Origin of the sequence: Rossellomorea aquimaris, from assembly GCF_020171925.1 — a bacterium.
Taxonomy (GTDB): Bacteria; Bacillota; Bacilli; order Bacillales; family Bacillaceae_B; genus Rossellomorea; species Rossellomorea aquimaris_F.
Genome location: NZ_JAIVAR010000003.1, coordinates 459229 through 479655, shown reverse-complemented (window position 1 = coordinate 479655; position 20427 = coordinate 459229). Strand labels below are relative to the sequence as shown.

The window sequence follows — 20427 nt, the reverse complement described above, 5'->3', positions numbered from 1 at the left end:
AGACTCCTGCGGGAGAAGCGTGTTAGGTGAGACCCCGCAGGAGCGAATGCGACGAGGAGGCTCACCAACCGCCCGCGGAAAGCGAAGTCTTGCACGGAAATCAAATGCGGTTTTCAAAGGTGGATTATCAATTAACCAAATAAACTGAGAATCAGTTGATTCCATATTCATAGACACATCATCCCTTAACATGGTTTTCGACCATCAAAACCTGTCGAATCCCCCACTCCACCCTACCCCACAACTGAATCACCACTCATTAAAAAAATCCCAAAAAAATTTAGACCAAACAAACACGATTAGGACAAAGATGTAAGCGTTTTCTATAAAACTGATTAATCTAAATAGTCAAAAAATTTACAAAAATACTGTTGACCTTCCAAACAAACGGGCGTAATATTGTCCTCAATATAAAAATTCGAGCCGCAACAAACCGGCCATCGACTGCGTCAGCAACACAGTCGAGGCCATTGAAAAAAGGCTCACTCGCAGCTTCCGCACGATCGCTGCAAAACAAAAAATAACGCTCACTATAAAAAATCAATTCAACCGGGAAAGGAATGATTAACATGAACGAACAATGGATCTATTTGGACGGTCAGTACGTTAAAAAAGAAGACGCAGTCGTATCTGTTTACGACCATGGTTTTCTATATGGAGATGGAGTGTTCGAAGGGATTCGAATGTATGACGGGAATGTATTCCGTCTGGAAGAACATGTTGATCGCCTTTATGACTCAGCGAAAGCCATCATGCTCAACATCGAAGTGTCAAAAGAAGAGATGTGCGACATCATCGTTGACACGTTAAAGAAGAACCAGCTTGAAAATGCCTACATACGAGTGGTCATTTCACGCGGTGTAGGAAACCTTGGCCTCGATCCATTTTCCTGCAAGCGACCACAGCTCATTGTCATCGCTGAGCAGTTAGCCCTTTTCCCGAAAGAATTATATGATTCAGGCATCGAAATCGTATCCGTTGCAAGCCGCCGGAACCGGGCCGATGTTCTTTCACCGAAAGTGAAATCACTGAACTATTTAAATAATATCCTCGTGAAGATCGAAGCGAATCTTGCAGGGGTCAGCGAGGCGCTGATGATGAATGATCAAGGTTATGTTGCGGAAGGTTCCGCGGATAATATCTTCATTGTGAAAAAAGGAAAAATCCTCACTCCTCCAGGGTACGTTGGGGCGCTTGAGGGGATCACACGAAATGCGATCATCGAAATTGCCGAGAAGTTAGGCTTCGACATCAAGGAAGATGTTTTCACGCGACATGATGTCTATACCGCAGACGAAGTATTCCTCACCGGGACGGCCGCCGAGGTCATCGCCGTTGTCAAAGTGGATGGACGCGAGATCGGGGATGGGAAACCAGGACCTTATACAAACCAATTATTGCAGCAATTCAGAAATACCGTCACGCAGGATGGAAGAAAAGTTTACAAACAAAATGCTCAAGTCGGATAAGTTGGAGGTGATGATGTGCGCAGTGACATGATCAAGAAAGGAATCGACAGGGCCCCTCACCGCAGTTTACTTTATGCAACCGGGGTCAAGCTTGAAGATATGGAAAAACCATTCATCGGGGTGTGTAACTCCTACATCGATATCATACCAGGGCATATGCATCTGAACGGCTTTGCCCAGGTGGTGAAAGAGGCCATCCGGGAAGCAGGGGGAATCCCGTTCGAGTTCAACACGATCGGGGTCGATGACGGAATCGCGATGGGACACATCGGGATGAGGTATTCACTGCCAAGCAGGGAGCTCATCGCGGATTCAGCCGAAACCGTCATCAACGCCCACTGGTTCGACGGAGTCTTCTATATTCCGAACTGTGACAAAATCACTCCAGGGATGCTGATGGCATCGGTCAGGACGAATGTCCCGTCGGTATTTGTATCGGGTGGCCCGATGGAAGCCGGTGTATCAAGCGATGGAAGTCCATTATCCCTCGTCTCTGTATTTGAGGGAGTCGGTGCCCATCAATCAGGCAGGATGACAGCGGAACAACTGTTGGATATCGAGAAGAATGCCTGTCCGACATGCGGTTCCTGTTCCGGGATGTTCACGGCGAATTCGATGAACTCCCTGATGGAAATGCTCGGGATGGCGCCTCCGGGGAACGGCACGATCGTAGCCACTTCCGAGGAACGGCACCAACTGATCAAGGACGCCGCCAAACATCTGGTGGAAATGGTCAAGAAAGATATCAAGCCACGTGACATCATCACGGAGGAAACAATCGATGATGCATTCGCACTCGACATGGCGATGGGTGGTTCCACCAATACCGTCCTTCACACATTGGCGATCGCAAATGAAGCGGAAATCGATTATGACATCAACAGAATCAATAAGGTGGCGGAACGTGTCCCTTATTTATCAAAAATAAGCCCGGCATCGGACTATTCCATGCAGGATGTCCACAATGCGGGTGGAGTCAGTGCCATCATCAAGGAATTATGTGAAATGGGCGCCGTACACAATGATCGAATCACAGTGACGGGAAAATCCCTTTATGAAAATGTAAAGGATGCCCATATCCAAAACGCCGATGTGATCAGGCGAAAGGAAAACGCGCACAGCCCGGTCGGAGGATTATCCGTCCTCTTCGGGAACATCGCACCCGATGGGGGAGTCATTAAAGTCGGGGCGGTCGATCCTTCAATCAAAACATTCATGGGGGAAGCCATCGTATATGAGTCCCAGGATGAAGCACTTGCAGGAATCGAAAGCGGGGAAGTGAAGGAAGGCCACGTTGTCGTCATCCGCTATGAAGGGCCAAAAGGAGGTCCGGGGATGCCAGAGATGCTCGCCCCTACAGCAGCGATTGCCGGCAGGGGACTCGAGAAGAAGGTGGCACTCATGACGGACGGGAGGTTTTCCGGTGCATCCCGCGGCATTTCCATCGGCCATGTTTCCCCGGAAGCGGCTGAAGGAGGTCCGATCGGCGTCATTGAAAATGGCGACGCCATCTTTATCGACTTAACGAACCGGACCATTTCACTTATGGTCTCCGAAGAAGAACTGACGTTCAGGCAGCAGGAGTGGGTACAGCCCCCTCCGAAGATCAGGAAAGGGTATCTCGCAAGATACGCAAAGCTGGTCACATCCGCAAGTACGGGCGGCATCTTGAAAACCGAATAGATTGAAAACGTTGAAGAGGCAAAAGGATCGGGACTTGTATTTCCAGAGAGCTGGTGGTGCTGCAAACCAGTAATACACCCGATGCCGACATCCCCTCTGAGTATCGTTCTGAACATCATGAGTAGGAACGATCGAGTAGGTGTTACTCGTTACAAAAACAAAGGCTGGTGCATAAGAAGATCAGCCTGCTGAGGGAGGCGGCCCGTGGGCTGTCTCTGAACTAGGGTGGTACCGTGGAAAGGAGCAAAGTCTTTTCACCCCTGCGAAAGATCAAATTCTGACGTAGTGGGTGGAAAGGCTTTTTTATATGGGAATTTTCTTATTGATGGATGGGGTTCGTTTCAGCGGTTGATTGGGATTGAAGAAAAGGACACTTGCTGGAAAAGCGATACAGGTAAGGTTCTTCTTGGGTTGAGTGTAGCCCCTCCGCTTTTCTGAACAAGTGGTTGAAGAAATCGATTAAAAGGAGGAGATCAAAAATGAGAGCAAAGCTAGAGGCAGAACCGGTTTCACAGATGCAGACAGAAAAAGCCAACGGTGCTGACATGCTCATGAACGCGTTAAGGGAAGAGAGTGTTGAAATTCTGTTTGGGTACCCGGGTGGAGCGGTCCTGCCAATCTATGATGCTCTATATAAAGCCCCGATCAAACATGTTCTCGCCAGACACGAACAGGGGGCCATCCATGCCGCCGAAGGTTACGCGAGGGTATCGGGAAAACCGGGAGTCGTGATCGCGACATCGGGACCCGGGGCCACGAATCTCGTTACCGGGATTGCGGATGCCATGATGGATTCATTGCCGCTCGTCATCTTCACGGGCCAGGTTGCATCAAGCGTGATCGGGACCGATGCCTTCCAGGAAGCGGATGTTGTCGGGATCACAATGCCGATCACGAAACATAATTATCAGGTCAGGGATATCAAGGATTTGCCGAGGATCGTGAAGGAAGCATTCCATATCGCCTCGACAGGCAGACCCGGTCCGGTACTCGTGGATATCCCAAAGGATTTGACCGTACAGGAAGCTCCTCTGGTGAAGGATGTGGAAATGGATCTGCCCGGCTATCAGCCTAATTTCCATCCGAATCCGCTGCAAATCAGAAAGCTTGTGGACGCCATAAAAGCTTCAAAGAGGCCGGTGATCCTGGCGGGGGCAGGCGTCTTGCACGGTAAATCGTCAGAAGAATTAAAAAACTTTGCTGAACTTTATGATCTTCCGGTTATCCATACGCTATTGGGATTGGGAGGATTCCCTGCAGACCATCCGTTGTTTCTAGGAATGGCAGGGATGCACGGGTGTTACACGAGTAACATGGCCCTTTATGAATGCGATCTCTTGATCAACATCGGTGCGAGGTTCGATGACAGGCTAACAGGGAACCTCTCCACATTTGCACCGAGAGCGAAAGTGGTCCACATCGATATTGACCCGGCTGAAATCGGGAAAAACGTGAAGACGCATATCCCGATCGTCGCCGATTCGAAACAGGCATTATTGAAAGTCCTTGAACATGAAGTGGAAAGAGGGGACACTCTAGACTGGCACCGTCACCTACAGGCTTATAAGCTGGAAAATCCGTTTTGGTATACAAAAACGAAGGATGTCCTTTCCCCTCAGCGCCTCATTGAACAAGTGTATGAGATGACAAATGGGGAAGCGATCGTCACGACGGATGTCGGGCAGCATCAGATGTGGGCGGCTCAATATTATTCATTCAAAAAGCCGAATAATTGGGTCACTTCCGGAGGACTCGGAACGATGGGCTTCGGATTCCCGGCGGCAATCGGCGCGCAGCTTGCGAACCCTGAAAACAAGGTCGTAGCATTCGTTGGGGACGGCGGTTTCCAAATGACACTTCAGGAACTGGTCCTGTTAAAAGAATTGAACCTTCCCGTCAAGGTCGTCCTGCTCAATAACAGCACACTCGGAATGGTAAGGCAATGGCAGGAAACCTTCTATGAAGAACGTTATTCACAGTCACTCTTCTCCCAACAGCCGGATTTCGTGAAGCTTGCTGAATCATACGGCATCAAAGGCTACAGGGTGAAAGATCAGGAGGAGGCTGAACAGGTGTTGAGGGAAGCACTGACGAATGATGAACCGGTCCTGATCGACTGCCTCGTGAATCCAAAGGAAAATGTCTATCCGATGGTGGCACCGGGCAAAGGGATCCATGAAATGTTAGGGGTGAAACCATGAAGCGAATCGTCACAGCCCTCGTTCAAAACCGAAGCGGTGTACTCAACAGGGTGACAGGATTGTTTACAAAGCGTCAGTTCAATATAGAAAGCATCTCGGTCGGCTATACCGAAGTCGAAGGGATTTCAAGGATGACATTCGTCGTCAACGTAGAGGACGACGGAAAAATCGAACAGCTTTTGAAGCAGCTTCATAAGCAGATCGATGTACTGAAGGTCACCGACATCACCGATCAAGGAGTGGTTGCCCGCGAGCTGGCGTTGATCAAAGTACTCAGCACCGGCCAGACGAGATCCGAAATCAATGGAATCGTCGAACCTTTCAGGGCTTCCATCATCGATGTGGCAAGGGACAGCGTCACGGTCCAAGTGACGGGGGAAACCTCAAAAATAGAAGCCATCATCGACCTTTTGAGACCATATGGCATCAAGGAAATCGCCCGTACCGGCATCACCGCCTTTGCTAGGGGGAATGGAAAGCCGGTTACGGATATGAAGCAGTATTCAATCGTCAATTAAGTGGTACATCGCTAAACAGCGTGAATTTTATAAAAAAATGGAGAGGATGAGCGAAATGGTAAAGGTTTATTATAACGGAGATGTGAATGAAGAGGTTTTAAAAGGGAAGAAAGTTGCGGTAGTGGGATACGGTTCCCAAGGTCATGCCCATGCACAGAACTTAAAGGAAAGCGGATTTGAAGTTGTCGTCGGTTTACGGAAAGGGAAGTCCTGGGATCAAGCCGTTGAAGACGGATTGGACGTCTTTTCTGTCCGTGAAGCATGTGAACAGGCGGACGTGATCATGGTCCTCCTACCGGATGAACATCAGCCTAAGGTGTATGAAGCAGAAATCAAGCCAGCCCTCTCAGCGGGTAAAGCCTTAGCATTCGCTCATGGATTCAACATCCACTTTAGCCAGGTGGTTCCTCCGGAAGATGTCGATGTATTCCTCGTCGCCCCTAAAGGACCGGGACATCTTGTACGCAGGACCTTTGAAGAGGGAGCGGGTGTACCGGCATTATTCGGTGTCTATCAGGACGTATCGGGCCATGCGCATGATGTCGCACTTGCCTACGCAAAAGGAGTCGGGGCGGGTCGCGCCGGGATCCTCGAAACCACATTCCAGGAAGAAACGGAAACCGATCTATTCGGCGAACAGGCAGTGCTTTGTGGAGGCTTGACCTCCCTTGTGAAGGCAGGATTCGAAACGCTTGTGGAAGCAGGATACCAGAAAGAAGTGGCATACTTCGAATGCTTGCACGAACTGAAATTGATCGTTGATTTAATGTACGAACAAGGACTTGAAGGCATGCGCTACTCCATCTCTGATACGGCACAATGGGGAGACTTCGTTTCAGGGCCGCGCGTCGTGAACGAAGAAACGAAAGCCCGCATGAAGGAAGTGCTGACAGATATCCAAACAGGGAAATTCGCTAAAGGATGGATCCTTGAGAATCAGGCGAACCGTCCGGAATTCAACGCCATCAACCAGCGTGAAAGCAAGCACGAGCTTGAAGTGGTAGGGAAGGAGCTCCGTAAGATGATGCCATTCGTACAGCCGAAGTCTTCTAAAAAAGAGAAGGAAGTGGTAGCAAGTGCGAACCATTGATATTTTTGACACGACGTTAAGGGACGGGGAACAATCCGCCGGTGTGAATCTGAATACGGTTGAAAAGATCGAAGTGGCAAAGCAGCTTGAACGCCTGGGGGTCGATGTCATCGAAGCCGGGTTCCCTGCCGCTTCAAAAGGTGACTTCGATGCGGTGAAGCGGATCGGGGAAACGATCAAGGACAGCTCGGTGACGGGACTAGCGAGAGCCAGTATTCGCGATATCGACGCCGTCTGGGAGTCGCTCAAGACGACCGCAGAGCCAAGGCTGCATGTATTCATCGCGACATCGCCGATCCACATGACCCACAAGTTGAAAATGACGCCGGATCAAGTGATCGAAAAAGCGGTCGAGACCGTGAAATACGCAAAGAAATTCTTCCCTGTCGTCCAGTGGTCGGCAGAAGATGCAGGCAGGTCGGATCTGAACTTCCTCGTAAAAATCATGGAAAAGGTGATCGATGCGGGGGCATCGGTCATCAATCTACCGGATACGGTCGGCTATATGACGCCACAGAAATATGGTGAAATGTTCCGGTTCGTACGAGAGAATGTCCCGAATATCGGTGGGGTGAAACTATCCGCCCACTGCCATGATGATCTTGGAATGGCGACGGCGAATTCACTCGCTGCCATCGAAAATGGAGCCGATCAGATCGAGGGGACGATCAACGGGATCGGAGAACGTGCAGGCAATGCAGCCCTTGAAGAAGTGGCGGTCGCCCTTCGGATCCGCGAAGACTTCTACGGGGCGACTACCCGTTTGAAGCTCGATGAAATCAAGAAAACGAGCGCACTCGTCAGCAAGCTGACAGGAATGAGGGTTCCGGCCAACAAGGCGGTCGTCGGAAACAACGCATTCGCCCACGAGTCCGGCATCCATCAGGACGGCATGCTGAAGGAGAAAACAACGTATGAAATCATTACGCCTGAGTTGATCGGGGTCAATTCCACAAGACTCGTCCTCGGCAAGCATTCAGGGCGTCATGCTTTTAAAAATAAGGCACTTGAACTTGGCTTCGATCTAACGGAAGAAAAGCTGAAGGAAGCGTTCGATACGTTCAAAGATTTGGCAGATAAGAAGAAAGAAATCGTCGATGATGACCTATTCAGCATCCTGACGAACAAACAGACCGAAATCGGTGAAAGTGCCGGCTTCAAGCTCGAAAGGATGCAGGTTCAATACGGCATGGATAATATCCCGACCGCCACAATCGAACTCTGTGATGAAGACGGGGACCTTAAGCAGCTTGCCTCCACTGGATCAGGTAGCGTAGAAGCCATCTACAATACGATCGAATCGATGCTTCCGGCACCATCCAAACTGCTTGATTACAAAATCAATTCAGTCGGAGGCGGCCGCGATGCCCTTGCAGAAGTGTATGTGCGACTGGAATATGACGGTGAAAACACAAGCGGACGCGGGACCGCCCAGGACGTCCTGGAAGCATCCGCCCGCGCTTACCTGAACGCAGTGAATCGATTCCTGCAGCAGAAAGCAGTGACGAAGGAGAAAGTGACAGTGAAGGCAGGTTCGTAAATTTTAGTAAAAATGGGAGGCACCACACCGCTTGATGGGGGTGCCCCCACCAAAACAGGAGGTAGTTCTAATGAAGAAGAAAATCGCAGTTTTGCCTGGAGACGGGATCGGTCAAGAAATCATGGATGGTGCATTAGAAGTACTGAAAGCGGTGGGTGACTGGTTCGGCCATGAGTTCGAAGTGGAAAAAGGCTACATCGGCGGAGCGGCCGTCGATCGATTCGGTACCCCGCTGCCTCCTGAAACGGTGAAGCTTTGCAGGGAAAGCGACGCTGTGCTCCTTGGAGCCGTCGGAGGTCCGAAATGGGAGCACCTGCCCAAAGAACAGCGCCCTGAAAGAGGACTTCTCGCCATCCGAAAAGAGTTTGACCTATTTGCCAACCTAAGGCCGGTGAAAGCATTTGAAAGCTTGTTGAATGCGTCTCCCCTGAAAAGGGAAATGGTCGAGGACGTTGATCTTGTGATTGTCCGCGAATTGACGGGAGGCCTGTATTTCGGTCAGCCATCGGGACGTCAGGGGAAAAACGACGAAGTGGCGGTCGACACCCTGGTCTACGAACGGAGCGAAATCGAACGGATCGTCCGCAAAGCATTTGGTCTCGCACAGAAACGGAGTAAAAAGCTGACGTCCGTCGATAAGGCAAACGTGTTGGAAACAAGCCGAATGTGGCGCGAAGTCGTGAATGAAGTAGCATCTGACTATCCGGATGTCGAAGTCGAGCACATGCTGGTGGACGTGGCCGCCATGAAGCTGATGTATCAGCCGAAGCAATTCGACGTCCTCGTGACGGAGAACATGTTCGGGGATATCCTCAGCGATGAAGCGTCCATGATCACGGGGTCCCTCGGGATGCTGCCGTCTGCCAGTTTAAGAGAGGATGGCTTCGGACTCTATGAACCGGTACACGGTTCCGCTCCGGATATCGCCGGGAAAGGGAAGGCGAATCCGCTTGCGATGATCCTGTCGGTTGCGATGATGCTCCGTCATTCATTCGGGCTGAGGGAAGAAGCGGAAATGATCGAACTCGCCGTCCAGGAAGTATTGAACGCGGGATACCGTACCGGTGACCTGTGGACAATGGGCCGCGGAACCGTTGTCGGAACCGGGGCGATGAGCCAGCTTGTGGTGGAAAGGCTGGAAGCAGATCATGCGTTGAGTTCGATTTTGGCGGCGTATTTGTAGAAGCGGTCGTGTTTGATAGGGAGTGAGGCGAGACTTTTGAATTCGACACTTCGAGCATAAATCATGGATTTCGAGCAGAGAAGTGTCGAGGTCGAGCATAAAGTGTGGATTTCGAGCAGTGGAGCAATGAAATCGAGCACAAATAATGATTTTCAAAGCGTAAAGCAGGATTTTCATACTAATAAGTACAGGTAGATTGCAATTCCACATACAAAAACTACCGGTTAGCAGTTTTATAGCTCTTTTTTTAGATAGATTGGCAGATAAATCGTATAAGTCAGCACGAAAAGGAAAGGGGCTGTCCCCTGCAAGATTTGTTCAGCTGGCAAACAGGGAGCAGGTCCTTTAGCAAAAATCAAACGATCAAACCAGGAGGGAGATCATGGCAGGGAAAAATATCATCGAAAAGATATGGGAAAAACATCTTGTGCACGAAGAGAAAGGAAAGCCTGATTTACTGTATATCGATCTACACCTTGTTCATGAGGTTACATCTCCCCAGGCCTTTGAGGGGCTTCGCCTCAAGGGCAGGAAGGTTAGAAGGCCGGATCTGACGTATGCCACGATGGATCATAATGTACCGACAAGAGAGCGGCACGTCATCCGGGATGAGGTCGCACGGCTTCAAATGGATACGTTGAAGAAAAATTGCGAGGAGTTCAACGTCGAGCTATCCGACATCCATCATCCGGATCAAGGGATCGTCCATGTCATCGGTCCGGAGCTTGGGCTTACCCAGCCAGGTAAAACGATTGTGTGCGGCGACAGCCATACATCGACTCATGGCGCATTCGGCGCCCTCGCATTCGGGATCGGGACGAGTGAAGTGGAGCATGTTCTCGCAACCCAGACGCTGTGGCAATCGAAGCCGAAGACGTTGAAGGTCGATGTGACCGGCGAACTCGGTTTCGGTGTATCGGCAAAAGACGTGATCCTTCATGTCATTTCTAGATTCGGTGTGGGATTCGGCACCGGCTATGTGATTGAATTCACGGGCGATGTGATCCGGAATTTTTCAATGGAAGAGCGGATGACGGTCTGCAATATGAGCATCGAAGCGGGTGCGAAGGCAGGACTGATTTCACCGGATGAGGTGACATTTGACTACCTCGAAGGCAGGAAGCACTTGCCGAAGAACAAAACCTTTGAAATGCTCAAAACAGAATGGAGCGCCCTTCAAAGTGATGAAGATGCACTCTATGATGATGGCATCACAATCAAGGGAGAAGAGATTGAACCGCATGTGACGTGGGGGACGAATCCTGGCATGGGTGCAGGGATTTCAAGCAATGTCCCTCATCCAGAGGATTTCCGGGATCCTTCCGATCAGGAAGGCACGGAGAGGGCGCTAAGCTATATGGGACTTCAAGCGGGAATGCCGATCGAGGACATCGAGGTTGACTATGTGTTTATCGGATCCTGTACAAATTCCCGACTGAGCGATTTGAGGGCCGCGGCCGAAGTCGTGAAAGGCCATAAAGTGAAACCGGAAGTGACCGCCCTAGTTGTGCCGGGTTCCTTCAAAGTCAAACAGGCGGCTGAAGCAGAAGGGCTCCATGACATTTTTAGAGAAGCAGGATTCCAATGGAGGGAAGCGGGTTGCAGCATGTGCCTTGCCATGAATGATGATATCGTTCCGCCGGGGAAACGCTGTGCATCGACGTCCAATCGGAATTTTGAAGGGCGACAGGGGAACGGATCGCGTACCCACCTCCTAAGTCCGGCCATGGCAGCCGCTGCGGCGGTCACGGGAAAATTGACAGATGTACGAAAACTAAAAGCAGCAACAGTATCCTAAGGAGGTGGGACGGTGGCAATCAATCATTTGGAAGGGAAGGTATTCCCCCTTCACAGAGACAATGTCGATACCGACCAGATCATACCGAAGCAATTTTTAAAAAGAATCGAGCGCAAAGGATTCGGACAGTACCTGTTTTATCACTGGCGCTACGAAGACGATGGAAGTACCCTGCGAGAAGATTTTCAACTGGATACACCAAAGTATAAGGGTTCTGAAATCCTTCTTGGCGGTAAAAATTTCGGATGCGGTTCATCTCGCGAGCATGCACCGTGGTCACTCCAGGATTTCGGTTTCAAAGTGATCATCGCCAAGAGCTTTGCGGATATTTTTTATAATAACTGCCTGAAAAATGGCATCCTTCCAATCCGACTAGCAGCAGATACCGTCGATGCCCTTTGGAAGAATGAGAAGAAAGCGGATGTTTATAAAATCGAGGTCTCATTGGAGTCCCAGACGCTTTGCGACTCGGAGGGGCTCATCGCGTCGTTTGAAGTCGATCCGTACTGGAAGACGATGCTCTTGGAAGGACTGGATGAAATAGATTTAACCTTGCATTACGGTGGGAAAATCGAGAAGTACGAAAAACAAAATGAGGTGAGTGTCTTGGGGATTTAATGAAAAGTGCTGAAGTTGTAGAAGCGATGGAAAGAATCTGCGGTCAAGTGCATCGGACGCCGTTGAAGCAGTCATCCACACTGAATGCTTTCACTGGTGGGAATATCTTTATGAAAATGGAAAATTTGCAGCGCACCGGCTCATTCAAGGTGCGAGGGGCAATGAACAAGGTGATGTCGCTTACCGATGAGGAAGCGGGAAGGGGCATCATCTGCGCATCTGCAGGCAATCATGCCCAAGGAGTCGCGCTTGCCGCCTCTAAACGGAACGCTGCATCCAAGATCTTCATGCCGAAACGGACGCCTTCTGCGAAAGTGGAGGCGACCAAGCATTACGGGGCAAACATCGTGTTAGAAGGAGAGACGTATCAAGAAGCCTATAGTGCGGCTGTCGAGGAAATGAAGAAAAAGGGCTCCACATTCGTTCATGCATTTGATGATCCGAAAGTGATGGCCGGTCAGGGGACCGTCGCTCTCGAAATGCTTCAACAGCTCAGCGATCTCGATACCATCCTCGTCCCTGTCGGCGGCGGGGGACTCCTTGCCGGAATGGCACTAGCGGTCAAATCGTTCAACCCGAGTGTGAACATCATCGGTGTGCAGGCTCTAGGTGCGCCCGCCACATATAATTTCTTCACAGGGAAAAACAAAGGCTCCCTGAATCATGTACACACCATCGCGGATGGGATCCTCGTCAAGAAACCGGGAGAGCTCACATTCCCGATCATCCGCAAATACGTGGACGATATGGTCACGGTGACGGACGAAGAAATTTCGTACGCCATGATGTTCATGCTTCAGCGCGAGAAGACATTGGTGGAAGGGGCAGGTGCAGCATCACTTGCCGCCGCGATGTGCCACAAAGTGAACGTGCACGGGAAAAAAGTCGGCTGCGTCATCTCCGGTGGGAATGCCGATCCGAGCAAGATTCCTGTCTACCGCGAACTCTCGAAGATGGTCCGGCAGCTTCATTATATCGGATAAAGAAGGGCGGCTCCTGGTTCAGGTTGGAATCAGGGGCGGTCCTCTGTTTTTAAAATGGGTTTTTGATGAGAGGTGGTTTTGCGAGCTGGGTGATGTTTGGTGATGAGTGAATGGGAGTGGTGGAATCAGCGGAGTGAACGCCGTTTTTAGGGCCTTCAGCGTTGTTTGGCGTATTGGGTATCGTATTTAAAAGCCCAGAGGAGGTCGTTTTTGTTTGAATATCGGCCATTTAAGGTAGGGTTTGATGCGATTTACGCTGACTTTTTAGGATTTGCGCGCGAAAATTTTCATTTGTGCGTGGTTTTTTGCCGTAATTGCGCGAAATTTTTTATTTGCGCGCGAAAATATCGATTTACGCGCCATTTTTTTCATTTGTGCGTATTTTTCTAAAATATGGAAACCTCTTTCTGGCCAATCCATAAAAATCTCACGCAGATCCCTGCCACCACAACGAACTAAACCGAACCGATCCGTTCCGTTCCATACCGAACAGCACATCACCAGCAATCCAATCAGACAAAGCTTGACAAGCTAAAATTAAAAACGGAATCCAACCAACTTTTTATTATCCCGATCTATCAATAAAGAAAGCTCTTACATTAGAAAATTCAGAAAATAGGTATTGTAATAGGAAATTATTTCTACTATAATGTCCACTATACAAATACAAATGTACACCAGAAATAAACAATTGGAGGTTTTCGACTTATGGAATCAATTTCGATCGGACTTTTAGGACTCGGTACAGTGGGGGCCGGAGTAGTGAAAATCATAGAGAATCACCAGGATAAACTTTCGCATCAAATCGGCTGTCCAGTACAGGTGAAAAAGGCCCTTGTGCAGGACCTGGAAAAGGATAGGGGACTTGCGATCGAGGATGGGATATTGACCTTGCATCCGGCGGATGTCCTGAACGACCCTGAAATTGATATTGTGGTCGAAGTAATGGGAGGGATCGAAGCGACGAAGGAACATCTCCTCCAAGCGTTGAAGAATAAAAAACATGTGGTGACGGCCAACAAGGATCTGATGGCCGTCCATGGACCGGAACTATTGAAAATCGCGTCTCTAAACGAATGCGATCTCTTTTACGAAGCAAGTGTTGCCGGGGGGATCCCGATTTTAAGAAGTTTAGTAGATGGTCTAGCATCCGACCGCATCACCAAAATGATGGGGATTGTCAATGGGACGACCAATTTCATCCTGACGAAAATGACGAAAGAGGGACGTACCTTCGAGGATGTCTTGAAGGAAGCGCAGGAGCTGGGCTTTGCCGAAGCAGATCCGACTGCTGACGTCGGCGGGCTGGATGCGGCAAGGAAAATGGCCATCATGTCGACATTGGGCTTTTCGATGAATGTGGACCTTGCCGATGTGAAAATGAAGGGCATCACCGAAGTGACGGCAGATGACATCGAATACGCGGAGCAATTCGGTTACACGATGAAACTCATCGGATATGCACATCGGGATGGTGAAAAAGTGGAAGTGAGTGTGGAACCGACCCTGCTTCTGAACGATCATCCACTTTCATCTGTAAATGACGAATATAATGCGGTCTATGTGTACGGGGAAGCGGTCGGGGAAACGATGTTCTACGGACCTGGTGCGGGAAGTCTCCCTACTGCCACGGCTGTCGTTTCCGATATGGTCGGCATCATGAAGAATATGAGGCTCGGTGTGACAGGGAAGAGTGCAGTGAGCCCTCAGTATCCGAAAAAGTTGAAAGAGCGTAATGAAATTTCATCTCAATACTTTTTACGCCTTCATGTCCAGGATGAAATCGGGGTGCTGGCGAAGCTGACATCCATCTTTTCAGATCATGGAGTGAGCTTCGAGAAGATCCTTCAGAACCCATTGAATGGTGCCGGCTATTCTGAGATCGTGCTCGTCACCCATAAAGCATCACTTGATCATTATGAAGATATCCTGATGGAGTTGAAGGATTATCATGCGATTCATTCAATTGAGAGCTCATACCGAGTGGAAGGGGGAGAGAAAGGATGAGGTGGAAAGGTCTGATTGAACAATATCGGGAGTTTCTGCCCGTCACGGATGAGACTCCTCCTCTGAGCCTCAATGAAGGGAATACTCCCTTGATTGAATTAAAAACGTTATCGGACGAATGGGGAATCGAGCTTTATGCAAAAGTCGAAGGCGCAAATCCGACTGGTTCATTCAAAGATCGTGGAATGGTACTTGCGGTCGCCAAGGCACTTGAGGAGGGGAGCTCAACGGTCATTTGTGCTTCGACAGGAAATACATCGGCTGCCGCTGCGGCGTATGCCGCAAGGGCGGGGCTGAAATGCATCGTTGTGATTCCTGAAGGAAAGATCGCCCAGGGCAAACTTGCCCAGGCGGTCATGTACGGAGCGGAAATCATCTCGATCGAAGGCAATTTTGACGAAGCGCTCAAAATCGTCAGGGAACTAAGTCAAACTGAAGCCGTGACACTGGTGAATTCCGTGAATCCATATCGCCTCGAGGGGCAGAAGACCGCTGCATTCGAAGTGGTTGAAGGCCTGGGTGGAGCGCCGGATGTCCTTGCGATCCCGGTCGGCAATGCAGGTAATATTTCGGCCTACTGGAAAGGATTCAAGGAATACAGTCAGCGTGAGCAATCAAGTCTGCCGCGAATGTTTGGGTTTGAAGCTTCGGGAGCGGCCGCGTTGGTTCATGACCGTGTGTTCCCGCAACCTGAAACGATTGCGACGGCAATCAGGATCGGCAATCCGGCGAGCTGGGATTATGCCGTGGATGCCTTGAAGGAATCGGACGGTCATATTGACGAAGTGACCGATGAGGAAATCATCGAGGCGTACAGGTTGCTTGCCAAGAAGGAAGGGATCTTTGCCGAGCCTGCTTCTTGTGCTTCGATTGCAGGGATCAAGAAGAGTCTTGATAAGGGTGTGCTCGATAAAGGAAGCAGGGTAGTGGCGGTCCTGACAGGGAATGGGTTGAAGGACCCGGTCACGGCCATGGATTACAGCCCCGTCCAGCCAGTCAGGCTACCAAATGATAAAGAAAAGGTGAAGGATTACATCAAAGGGACGATCGGAGTATGAGGAAGAGGGATAATCGGTCTTGGAAGATTACCGTCCCGGCAAGTACAGCCAACTTAGGGGCGGGATTCGATTCGCTTGGCTTGGCACTTGATTTGTATTTGACGGTCGAAGCGACAGAGTCGGAGTGCTGGCAAGTGACGGCGCTATCGCCTGAGCTTCGAGTATTTCCTTCTGACGAAACCCATTTCATCGTCCAAGTGGCGATGGACGTGGCGGAGAAGAATGGCAAGTCACTCCATCCATGCCAGCTATACGTCAAGAGTGATATTCCGTTGACCAGGGGACTGGGGTCCAGTGCCGCTGCTGTTGTGGCAGGAATCGAACTTGCGGATGCATCCTGCGGGTTGAATCTGACTTTGAAGCAGAAGCTGGGGATTGCCACGGGTTATGAAGGGCATCCGGATAATGTCGGAGCGTCACTTTATGGAGGATTTGTAGTGAGTTGTCAGACCGAATCGGGTGTTGGGCTTCTTCCCCTTGAGAGTTCTGGAATCGAGATTGTCACCGTCATTCCAAAGACGGAGTTGAAGACATCTGATTCGAGGGGGGTGCTGCCTAAAGAAATGGCATTCAAGGAGTCTGTCTTAGCCGGTTCCGTAGCCAATGTACTGGTAGCCGCCTTCATCAGCGGTGACTGGGAACTTGCAGGGAGGATGATGAAAGAGGACCGATACCATCAGCCTTATCGGAAGAAGCTTCTTCCTCATTATGAAGCAGTCGAACAGGTCGCGAGTAGATATGGCGCCTTTGGGACGGCACTCAGCGGCGCAGGTCCGACGATTGCCTGCTTTGTTGAAAAGGAGTCCGCCGCTTGGCTGTGGAGACAGTTACAGCAAGCCTTTCCAACCATGGATGTCCGCAAGCTAACCATTAATTCAACCGGAAGTACAGTGAATATAAAAGAAGCTGACCACACGAAGGTCCGTCCCTCATCGCTTTAACGCGACGGGGGACGGACCTTCGTTTTAATGGTTTTTACTGGTGGTGATGATGAAGCAATTATGAATTTCGTTGATGTGTAGGTTGTAAGGGGCTTGTGGCGTGATGCCCATTTCTTCTCGAAGCTCCTTTGGGATATGGACGGTCCCCTTTTCGGAGATGTAGCGTTTGTTATTGGTGGAGTTCTCACGTGCCGGTTTAATAAGGATCGAATCATTCTGATAAGAGATTTCCGCCAACCTGCCGGGAACCAATCCAAACCGCTGTCGCCACTTCTTTGGCAAGGTGATCATTCCGCTATTACTGAAGGTTTTGTTTTTGTAAATTGGCTCGAATGCTGGAAACACCTTCCTTCTTTTCCGACCTTATCATATATACCACTTAACCCGAAACAGAGGGGTGTTAAACGTTTTTCTTTAGAAAATGGGACATATGGATGAGAGGTGAACGTTTACATGGGGATTTCTTTAGGGAATAGAGAAATCAAAGCGATTTCCGAGGGGTTTTCTTATTATTTATCATACCCTCATTGATTCGCTATGTTATTATAATTGGTGTTGTAAAAGAAGAAGAGCATGGAGAAGGGCCTACGTCTGGAAGGAAGTCCCGTCCTGAGAATGTCCGGGATCTAGGGAACCATGCCGGTGCCTTTGCTTACCATCCCGGTATGGCAGGTGAGGGGGGGGATGAATATTATCCGTCTCGTTCCGGGTCATCATGTTCTCCTTTATTCTCCATAGCCTGTCCATTTACTCCTTCTAGAAGAAGTTCATTTGGGGTGAGGTAAGAGTAATTTGTAATAAACTGGCAAGATTTGTGAAAGTATAGAGGTAATACTATTGTGAATTTAGGTGAACCACTCAATATGAAAAAAGCCAAGGAGATTGCGTTCAGAGTAACGTTTGTTTATGTCCTGCTCGGTATCCTGTGGATCTTGCTGTCAGACTATTTTTCGGTGGTTCTGGCCCATGAAAAGCTGAATCTGTACATCTATTTTCAACGCTACAAAGGCTGGTTCTTTGTTTTGGTAACCGGGATCATCCTTTATCTACTTGTATTCCGAAGAACCAAAGAGATCATTGATTCCAATGAACGCTTGCGGAAGAAGGAACGTCAATTATTCATCCAGCATGAGCATTATCATTCCCTGTTCAAACATAATCCGGATGGAGTGTTTGAACTGGATATGGAAGGGAAAATCATGTCGGTCAATCCAGAAGCCGAATCTTTATTGGAAGCTACTCAGCAAGAGCTGGAAGCCATTGAATTGGGGAGATTCCTGGACGAGGAAGATGTGAAGGGTGTTACGGATCATTTCATGCAAACCCTATCTGGAAAAGGGTCTATGTTTGAAACCAATATCCGCACCAGGGATAATAAAATCAAAATCCTGCGCTGCTCCTTCATTCCCATCATTGTAAGCGGGGAAGTGACAGGCGTATTCGTCATCGGCAGGGATATCACCCAGTTCCGGAAGAATGAAGAGATGATGATCGCATCCGAGAAGATGTCCGTGATCGGGCAACTGGCTGCAGCCGTTGCCCATGAAATAAGGAATCCGCTGACATCACTCAAAGGCTTCCTGCAATTGATGAAAACGACTGGGACCGTAAACGACGAGCATCTGGACATCATGCAATCAGAAGTGGATCGAATCGACTTGATTTCAGGTGAGATGCTTATCCTTGGTAAACAACAGGATGAGCATTATCAGACAGAAGATGTTGATCTCATCCTCCAGCAAGTGATCGTATTGATGGAGGCGCAAGCGAATATTGACAATATTTCAATCGAATATACTCCTAAAGCTATTGAACCGTTGTATGTTAAAGCGGAAGTCAATCAATTGAAGCAAGTCTTCATTAATATTATTAAAAATGCGGTCGAAGCGATACCTTTTGACCGCAAAGGAAAGATAGCCATCTCGGTTGATAAGAAAGACGGCGAGGCCCTTGTGATTGTTTCTGACAACGGGGTCGGGATGGAACCGGAAAGAATCGAGACGATCGGAGAGCCTTTTTATTCTACAAAGGAAAAAGGAACCGGATTGGGACTGGCCATATGCAAAAAAATCATTGAAAAGCATAAAGGGAAGATCGTCTTTCAAAGTGAAAAACAGATAGGTACCGTCGTGAAAATATGCCTGCCATTATGGGAGGGATAAGCCCCGAACGGTTGCCGGAAACGGAAAGGGAATAAATCAAATGAATTCAAATTCTACAATGATAAGCGCACCATTTCTACAAAAAAACTGGGAAGAATCCAATTTCGAATCATTGACTCCTGTGCAGGAGCGTGTGCTTCCGCTCATATTAGACGGAAAGGATGTTGTATGTGAATCGCCGACAGGAACGGGTAAAACACTTGCCTACCTACTGCCGATCATCCAGGCTGTGGATCCGAGTCGCAAGCAGGCACAAGCAGTCATCCTTGCACCATCCCGTGAACTGGTCATGCAAATTCATCAAGAGATCCAGAAATGGGCAAAAGGAAGCGATGTAACAAGTGCTGCCTTCATCGGTGGAGCAAATATCAAAAAGCAAGTCGAGAAGTTAAAAAAGAAGCCTCATATCGTCGTGGGCACGACTGGACGCTTGCTGGAGCTGATGAAGCTGAAAAAATTGAAGATGCATGAAGTCAAAACGATTGTCGTCGATGAGTTTGACTTGATGGTCGGACCTGAGCATATCCGTGAAGTAAAGGATATCATCAACTCGACCCTTAAAGAGCGTCAAGTATTATTCTTCTCTGCAACGCTATCCGACCGGACGGAAGAAGTTGCATCGGAACTCCTTCAGAATCATGAGGTCATCAAGATGGAGGCGAATCTCGATAATCCGAAAGTCGACCATCTGTTTATCTACACGGAGCTCCGTGATAAAATCGAGGCGTTGAGGAGCATCGCTCATTTTAATGGAGTCAAAGCGCTTGTATTCTTCAATCAGCTTGAAAAATTATCCGAGGCAGAAGAAAAGCTGAGATATAGGGGAGTGGAGCTTGAAGTCCTTGCGGGCGAGTCGGATAAGATGGAAAGGAAGCAAGCACTGGACCGTTTCCGCGCGGGCAAGGTATCGTTGCTTCTGACAACAGACGTTGCGGCACGCGGACTCGATATCACCGACGTTACCCACGTCATCCACTTTGACTTCCCGACAGATACGAAGCAATACATCCATCGTTCCGGAAGAACCGGTCGGATGGGTGCAGAGGGCACCGTCATTTCACTCGTTTCAAGACGAGAACAGAGCTTCATGGAAAAACTGAGCAAAGAACTGAACCTCCCATTCCACGAAAAAGTCATCCACGGCGGAGGCCTAAAGGATCCTAAGTAATAAATTGA

16 protein-coding genes are annotated in these 20427 nt (G+C 49.2%); 15 read left to right on the top strand and 1 reads right to left on the bottom strand.

Going from position 1 to position 20427, the window contains the following annotated elements; genetic code table 11:
- The first annotated feature begins 569 nt into the window (after positions 1 to 569).
- The 13 genes from ilvE (at position 570) to thrB (ending at position 17089) form a co-directional block, all read left to right on the top strand.
- Positions 570 to 1469: a branched-chain-amino-acid transaminase gene (gene ilvE / locus LCM10_RS13710; RefSeq protein WP_224876830.1), complete on the top strand. Its 900-nt coding sequence runs from the start codon at positions 570 to 572 to the stop codon at positions 1467 to 1469.
- Between the two features lie 15 nt (positions 1470 to 1484).
- Complete coding sequence (ilvD, locus tag LCM10_RS13705) at positions 1485 to 3152, top strand: dihydroxy-acid dehydratase (RefSeq protein ID WP_224876829.1); 1668 nt, start codon at positions 1485 to 1487, stop codon at positions 3150 to 3152.
- 479 nt (positions 3153 to 3631) lie between these two features.
- Complete coding sequence (gene ilvB, locus LCM10_RS13700) at positions 3632 to 5353, top strand: acetolactate synthase large subunit (protein ID WP_224876828.1); 1722 nt, start codon at positions 3632 to 3634, stop codon at positions 5351 to 5353.
- A complete protein-coding gene (gene ilvN / locus LCM10_RS13695; RefSeq protein WP_224876827.1) occupies positions 5350 to 5871 on the top strand; it encodes an acetolactate synthase small subunit in 522 nt (173 codons plus the stop codon). Before ilvB ends, ilvN begins: the two co-directional genes overlap by 4 nt.
- A 55-nt stretch (positions 5872 to 5926) precedes the next feature.
- Positions 5927 to 6961 carry a ketol-acid reductoisomerase gene (gene ilvC, locus LCM10_RS13690; RefSeq protein WP_224876826.1) on the top strand — a complete coding sequence of 345 codons (1035 nt, stop codon included), beginning with the start codon at positions 5927 to 5929 and terminating at the stop codon, positions 6959 to 6961.
- Positions 6948 to 8501, top strand: coding sequence for a 2-isopropylmalate synthase (locus tag LCM10_RS13685; protein WP_224876825.1), 1554 nt, complete (start codon positions 6948 to 6950; stop codon positions 8499 to 8501). Before ilvC ends, LCM10_RS13685 begins: the two co-directional genes overlap by 14 nt.
- A 70-nt stretch (positions 8502 to 8571) precedes the next feature.
- A complete protein-coding gene (gene leuB, locus LCM10_RS13680) occupies positions 8572 to 9684 on the top strand; it encodes a 3-isopropylmalate dehydrogenase (protein WP_224876824.1) in 1113 nt (370 codons plus the stop codon).
- A 382-nt stretch (positions 9685 to 10066) separates the two neighbouring features.
- Positions 10067 to 11482 (top strand): 3-isopropylmalate dehydratase large subunit, encoded by a 1416-nt coding sequence (leuC, locus tag LCM10_RS13675; RefSeq protein WP_224876823.1) that lies wholly within the window; start codon positions 10067 to 10069, stop codon positions 11480 to 11482.
- 12 nt (positions 11483 to 11494) lie between these two features.
- Positions 11495 to 12100 (top strand): 3-isopropylmalate dehydratase small subunit, encoded by a 606-nt coding sequence (gene leuD / locus LCM10_RS13670; protein WP_224876822.1) that lies wholly within the window; start codon positions 11495 to 11497, stop codon positions 12098 to 12100.
- The gene (ilvA, locus tag LCM10_RS13665; RefSeq protein ID WP_224876821.1) at positions 12100 to 13083 is read left to right on the top strand and encodes a threonine ammonia-lyase; all 984 of its coding nucleotides are present in this window, start codon (positions 12100 to 12102) and stop codon (positions 13081 to 13083) included. Before leuD ends, ilvA begins: the two co-directional genes overlap by 1 nt.
- 708 nt (positions 13084 to 13791) lie before the next feature.
- On the top strand, positions 13792 to 15090 hold the full coding sequence (locus LCM10_RS13660; RefSeq protein ID WP_224876820.1) for a homoserine dehydrogenase: 1299 nt from the start codon (positions 13792 to 13794) through the stop codon (positions 15088 to 15090).
- The gene (thrC, locus tag LCM10_RS13655; RefSeq protein ID WP_224876819.1) at positions 15087 to 16148 is read left to right on the top strand and encodes a threonine synthase; all 1062 of its coding nucleotides are present in this window, start codon (positions 15087 to 15089) and stop codon (positions 16146 to 16148) included. The genes LCM10_RS13660 and thrC overlap by 4 nt, the downstream gene beginning before the upstream one ends.
- Positions 16145 to 17089: a homoserine kinase gene (thrB, locus tag LCM10_RS13650; protein ID WP_224876818.1), complete on the top strand. Its 945-nt coding sequence runs from the start codon at positions 16145 to 16147 to the stop codon at positions 17087 to 17089. Before thrC ends, thrB begins: the two co-directional genes overlap by 4 nt.
- A gap of 24 nt (positions 17090 to 17113) precedes the next feature.
- Here the strand turns inward: thrB and LCM10_RS13645 are convergent, their stop codons facing one another.
- Positions 17114 to 17380, bottom strand: coding sequence for an AbrB/MazE/SpoVT family DNA-binding domain-containing protein (locus LCM10_RS13645; protein WP_224876980.1), 267 nt, complete (start codon positions 17378 to 17380; stop codon positions 17114 to 17116).
- Between the two features lie 572 nt (positions 17381 to 17952).
- Here LCM10_RS13645 and LCM10_RS13640 point away from each other — a divergent pair.
- Complete coding sequence (locus LCM10_RS13640; protein ID WP_224876817.1) at positions 17953 to 19251, top strand: ATP-binding protein; 1299 nt, start codon at positions 17953 to 17955, stop codon at positions 19249 to 19251.
- Between the two features lie 40 nt (positions 19252 to 19291).
- Positions 19292 to 20419, top strand: a complete 1128-nt coding sequence (locus tag LCM10_RS13635; protein ID WP_224876816.1) for a DEAD/DEAH box helicase — start codon at positions 19292 to 19294, stop codon at positions 20417 to 20419.
- Positions 20420 to 20427: the final 8 nt, after the last annotated feature.

Bases quoted from the DNA above. Each gene is read 5' to 3' on its own strand.
- ilvE (WP_224876830.1), top strand. From the start codon at position 570: ATGAACGAACAATGGATCTATTTGGACGGTCAGTACGTTAAAAAAGAA.
- ilvB (WP_224876828.1), top strand. From the start codon at position 3,632: ATGAGAGCAAAGCTAGAGGCAGAACCGGTTTCACAGATGCAGACAGAA.
- ilvN (WP_224876827.1), top strand. From the start codon at position 5,350: ATGAAGCGAATCGTCACAGCCCTCGTTCAAAACCGAAGCGGTGTACTC.
- ilvC (WP_224876826.1), top strand. From the start codon at position 5,927: ATGGTAAAGGTTTATTATAACGGAGATGTGAATGAAGAGGTTTTAAAA.
- leuB (WP_224876824.1), top strand. From the start codon at position 8,572: ATGAAGAAGAAAATCGCAGTTTTGCCTGGAGACGGGATCGGTCAAGAA.
- leuC (WP_224876823.1), top strand. From the start codon at position 10,067: ATGGCAGGGAAAAATATCATCGAAAAGATATGGGAAAAACATCTTGTG.
- ilvA (WP_224876821.1), top strand. From the start codon at position 12,100: ATGAAAAGTGCTGAAGTTGTAGAAGCGATGGAAAGAATCTGCGGTCAA.
- LCM10_RS13660 (WP_224876820.1), top strand. From the start codon at position 13,792: ATGGAATCAATTTCGATCGGACTTTTAGGACTCGGTACAGTGGGGGCC.
- thrC (WP_224876819.1), top strand. From the start codon at position 15,087: ATGAGGTGGAAAGGTCTGATTGAACAATATCGGGAGTTTCTGCCCGTC.
- thrB (WP_224876818.1), top strand. From the start codon at position 16,145: ATGAGGAAGAGGGATAATCGGTCTTGGAAGATTACCGTCCCGGCAAGT.
- LCM10_RS13645 (WP_224876980.1), bottom strand. From the start codon at position 17,380: ATGATCACCTTGCCAAAGAAGTGGCGACAGCGGTTTGGATTGGTTCCC.
- LCM10_RS13640 (WP_224876817.1), top strand. From the start codon at position 17,953: ATGAAAAAAGCCAAGGAGATTGCGTTCAGAGTAACGTTTGTTTATGTC.
- LCM10_RS13635 (WP_224876816.1), top strand. From the start codon at position 19,292: ATGAATTCAAATTCTACAATGATAAGCGCACCATTTCTACAAAAAAAC.